The organism is Oleiphilus sp. HI0086, assembly GCF_001635225.1.
In genome coordinates, this window is the sequence record NZ_LWFZ01000240.1 from 1 (window position 1) to 3,718 (window position 3,718).

Below are 3,718 nucleotides of genomic sequence, written 5' to 3' on the forward strand. Positions count from 1 at the left end.
AAAACCATCTTTAGGCAACAAAGGTAAGTCAAAAGCATAATCTGTAATGCCCCCATCTTGGGGTCCTAGGGATTTTGCCTCCATATATCGCAAAACCCTCTGAAGCTCCCGTCTGCCGTGGCCTGTAGAGGGCTATTAATTTCTAATTCACCAAAAATTTGTTATCTTCTTTGACCTTTAGGTCAAAGAATGAGCAGAGACAAACGGCTATCAATTCTCACTGCCGCGGAAATCGAGGATTTATACAGCGTTCCTTCCTTCAACGAGTCTTATCAGCGGTTTTACTTCGCGCTAAATGATAAAGAACTTGCGGAGCTATCCAGAATACGGCAACGCAAGTACCGTTGTGTTGCCGTTGCATTGTTGGGCTACTTCAAATGCAAACCGATCCTGCTCAACCCGAGTTATAAATCCATGCAGGATGACTTGGCATTTATTGCGCGATTTCACTTTAAAGACCTCAAGTTTCGGCGCTTTAGTTTGAAAGCGGACCAAAAATCCCGCATCTATGAGCGTGTTTTATCAATTGCTGGAGTCAACAGCTGGAAAGATAAGCAACATCAACCCCGGCTTGTTGAACATTTGCTGGTCTGCGCTGAAAGCTGGGTGGCACCCCGCGCACTCTTTGACGCAGCAATCGAGTACCTGGCCCACCAGAAGATCGCCATTCCTGCCTATAGTACCCTGCAGAAGATCGTCAGTCAGGTGATTAATCAACATCAGCAACGATTGTATGATCAGATCAATGCCGCTTGCAGCCAAAGCTTAAAGAATATGCTGCAGACACTGGTTTCCGATGAAGACCACTTTACATTGAAGCAGCTGCGCGGGAGCGCTCGCAACTTCACCGGTACCGAGCTGCAGAAAGAGCTGGCGGTGTATAACCATATTCAACCGCTAATGGAGGATGTGACGACTGTACTCGACTCGCTTTCTCTGTCCCAGAAAAACCAGCATCACTATGCCGAACGGGTTGATTATTACGGTGCTAAACTTAAGCGTCAGTCGCCTGCTAACCAATGCTTGTACCTGCTGTGCTATCTGCAGTCTCGGTACCAGCAGGGCTTGGAGCGCATTGCGGAAGGGTTCATCCATCACACTCGACAGGTGAAGCAACGAGCGCATCAGATGGCGCAGGAACGGGTTTATCAAGACTGGCAAAAGGCAGCCCGCAACGTGAGTAAAGCCGCTGAGATCCTGCACCTGTTCGTGGATGACCGCATCGACCCTAATACTTCCTTCCACGCGGTACAGCAACAGGCTTTCCAGTTTCTCAGTGCCAACGACCTGAACTCGGTCTGCCGATACCTGAGCAATCAGAAACAGTCAGCGGAGGAAGCGTTCTGGCAACACCTGGACACGGAATCCACATTGCGAACCGGCCTGTTACGGTCGCTCTTTTGCTGTCTGCGCATGGAAGGCACCGACAAAACGCAACGGTTAGCCCGGATCTTAGACCAAGCTCGGTTGGATCTGGTCGCCGGCAATATGCTCGGCGATGCCTGCATTGATCAGCGTCTACCGCCGAAAGCCACACGACCACTATTGCTAAAACCCGATGGCAGTATAGATAAAGCCAGGTATGAATGGTTCCTGTACCTGCAGATTCCCAACCGGTTAAACGGCCAGCTAATGCTGCCGGAAGTCATTCGATATCGGGCGTTAGAGGATGATCTGGTGAAGCCACAGACCTGGAAAAACCAGAAGCAGGTCTTGGTCGAGGGTACGCAGCAACCGAAAATCTCCAAGGATCCGACGCGACTGATCCCGCGTATGGCGGATGAGCTGACCCTTCGGTTACACGAGGTCAGCGAATACTTGGAACGTTCGGACAATCGGGACGTGATACTGCGCCCGAAAGGCGGCAAACACCTTTGGCGGTTGCCTACAGCCAGTAAGAAACACCTGGTGAATAATCCGTTCTTCCAACAAATGAGAGCGATCAGCGTTGCCGATGTCTTGCGCGTGGTGGATCAGGATACCGGATTCATTGACGACTTCGAGCATGTGCTGGGCATGAACTCGAAAAGCCGTCAATACGAAGTGGACCTGTTGGCGATCTTGATCGCCAATGCCACTAATCAGGGCATCTATGGCATCGCTCAGATCTCCGATCGGACCTATGATCAGCTCAGCACTATCCAGGCGAACTACCTTCGGCTGGAAACCCTGAATGCGGCCAATGACCGTATCAACAACGCTACCACACGACTGAGCATCTTCAAGCACTACAACATCCAGGATGACAGTCTGCATGCCAGTGCCGATGGTCAGAAGTTCGAAGCCAAGCGCGAGACGTTCCGTACACGGTATTCCTCAAAATACTTCGGTACCAGCAAAGGCGTCTCGGCGGTCAGTCTGAATGCCAATCATATGGCCATCAATGCCCGGGTTATCGGCGCCAACGAACATGAATCCCATTACATCTTTGACCTGTTGATGAACAACAGTACTGAGATTATCCCGGACATGCTCTCAACTGACACTCATGGGGTAAATCATGTGAACTTTGCCTTGCTCGATCTGTTCGGTTATCGGTTCGCCCCCCGATATGCCCGGGTTGGCAAGGTCATCAATGAGCTGTTCAACATCACCGAAGACGAAAATCAGCGCGTGAAACTATCGTTGCGCAAGCCGATCAACACGAAACGCATCATAGACCACTGGGACACCATCCAGCGGATCGCAGTCTCTCTAGCCCAGCGGAAAACCAGCCAAGCTACGTTGGTGCGTAAACTCTCCGGCTACAAGCACAACCACCCGTTACTGGAGGCTCTGACTGAATACAACCGGTTACTGAAGGCCCAGTATCTGCTGAACTACATCGATGACGCCAGCCTTAGAAACCATGTGCAGCGAGCGCTGAACCGGGGTGAAGCTTATCACCAGTTGCGTCGGGCGATCAGCAACGTCAACGGCGACCGGTTCCGAGGCAATAGCGATGAGGAGATCCAAATCTGGAACGAAAGTGCCCGACTGGTGGCTAATGCCATCATCTACTTCAACTCGAAAGTACTCAGTAACCTGCTGGACAGCTTCGAGGAACAGCGCAATGACAGATACCAGGAAACAGTCAAGCGGGCCTCACCGGTAGCTTGGGAGAACATCAACTTCCGGGGTACATACACGTTCGCGCCGACGGGCGAACTGCCAAAACTGGAGGACTTAATGGCACCGATTGAGGGCTATCGACCTAGAAATGAAAGTTGATACCCCTCTACAAGCCACGGCAGACGGGGGCTTCAGAGGTTTTTGCAATATATGGAGGCAAAATCCCTAGGACCCCATATAGTCGAGAATTCGAGGATTTTCTCCAATGTGGTCGGCTAGAGTATGGCTTTTTGCGTGTGCGCTGTGAAGACTGTCATCACGAGCGTTTGGTCGCTTTCAGCTGCAAACGGCGTGGTTTCTGCCCCAGCTGCGGTGCCCGCCGGATGGTGGAGAGTGCCGCACTTTTGGTGGATGAAGTATTTCCCGCAGAGCCTATTCGCCAATGGGTGCTGAGTTTTCCTTTCCAGTTGCGCTTTTTGCTGGCCCGTTACCCGGAGCTGATGGGCAAGGTCTTGAGCATCGTTTACCGTATACTCTCAACCCATCTGATTAAGAAAGCGGGTTTTACCAAGGCTACGGCACAAAGTGGATCGGTAACGCTCATCCAACGCTTTGGCTCCGCGCTGAATCTGAATGTACACTACCACATGCTGTTTCTCGACGGGAT

At 51.5% G+C, this 3,718-nt stretch carries 1 protein-coding gene and 1 pseudogene; both read left to right on the forward strand.

The window, feature by feature from the left end; genetic code table 11:
- Nucleotides 1-189 precede the first annotated feature (189 nt).
- Complete coding sequence (locus tag A3756_RS03160) at nt 190-3,210, forward strand: Tn3 family transposase (RefSeq protein WP_060994423.1); 3,021 nt, start codon at nt 190-192, stop codon at nt 3,208-3,210.
- A gap of 83 nt (nt 3,211-3,293) precedes the next feature.
- A pseudogene (locus tag A3756_RS25805) lies at nt 3,294-3,718 on the forward strand (transposase zinc-binding domain-containing protein); the annotation flags it as partial.

What these genes read in the sequence shown, in the direction of transcription:
- A3756_RS03160 (WP_060994423.1), top strand. Translation starts at nt 190, where the DNA reads ATGAGCAGAGACAAACGGCTATCAATTCTCACTGCCGCGGAAATCGAG.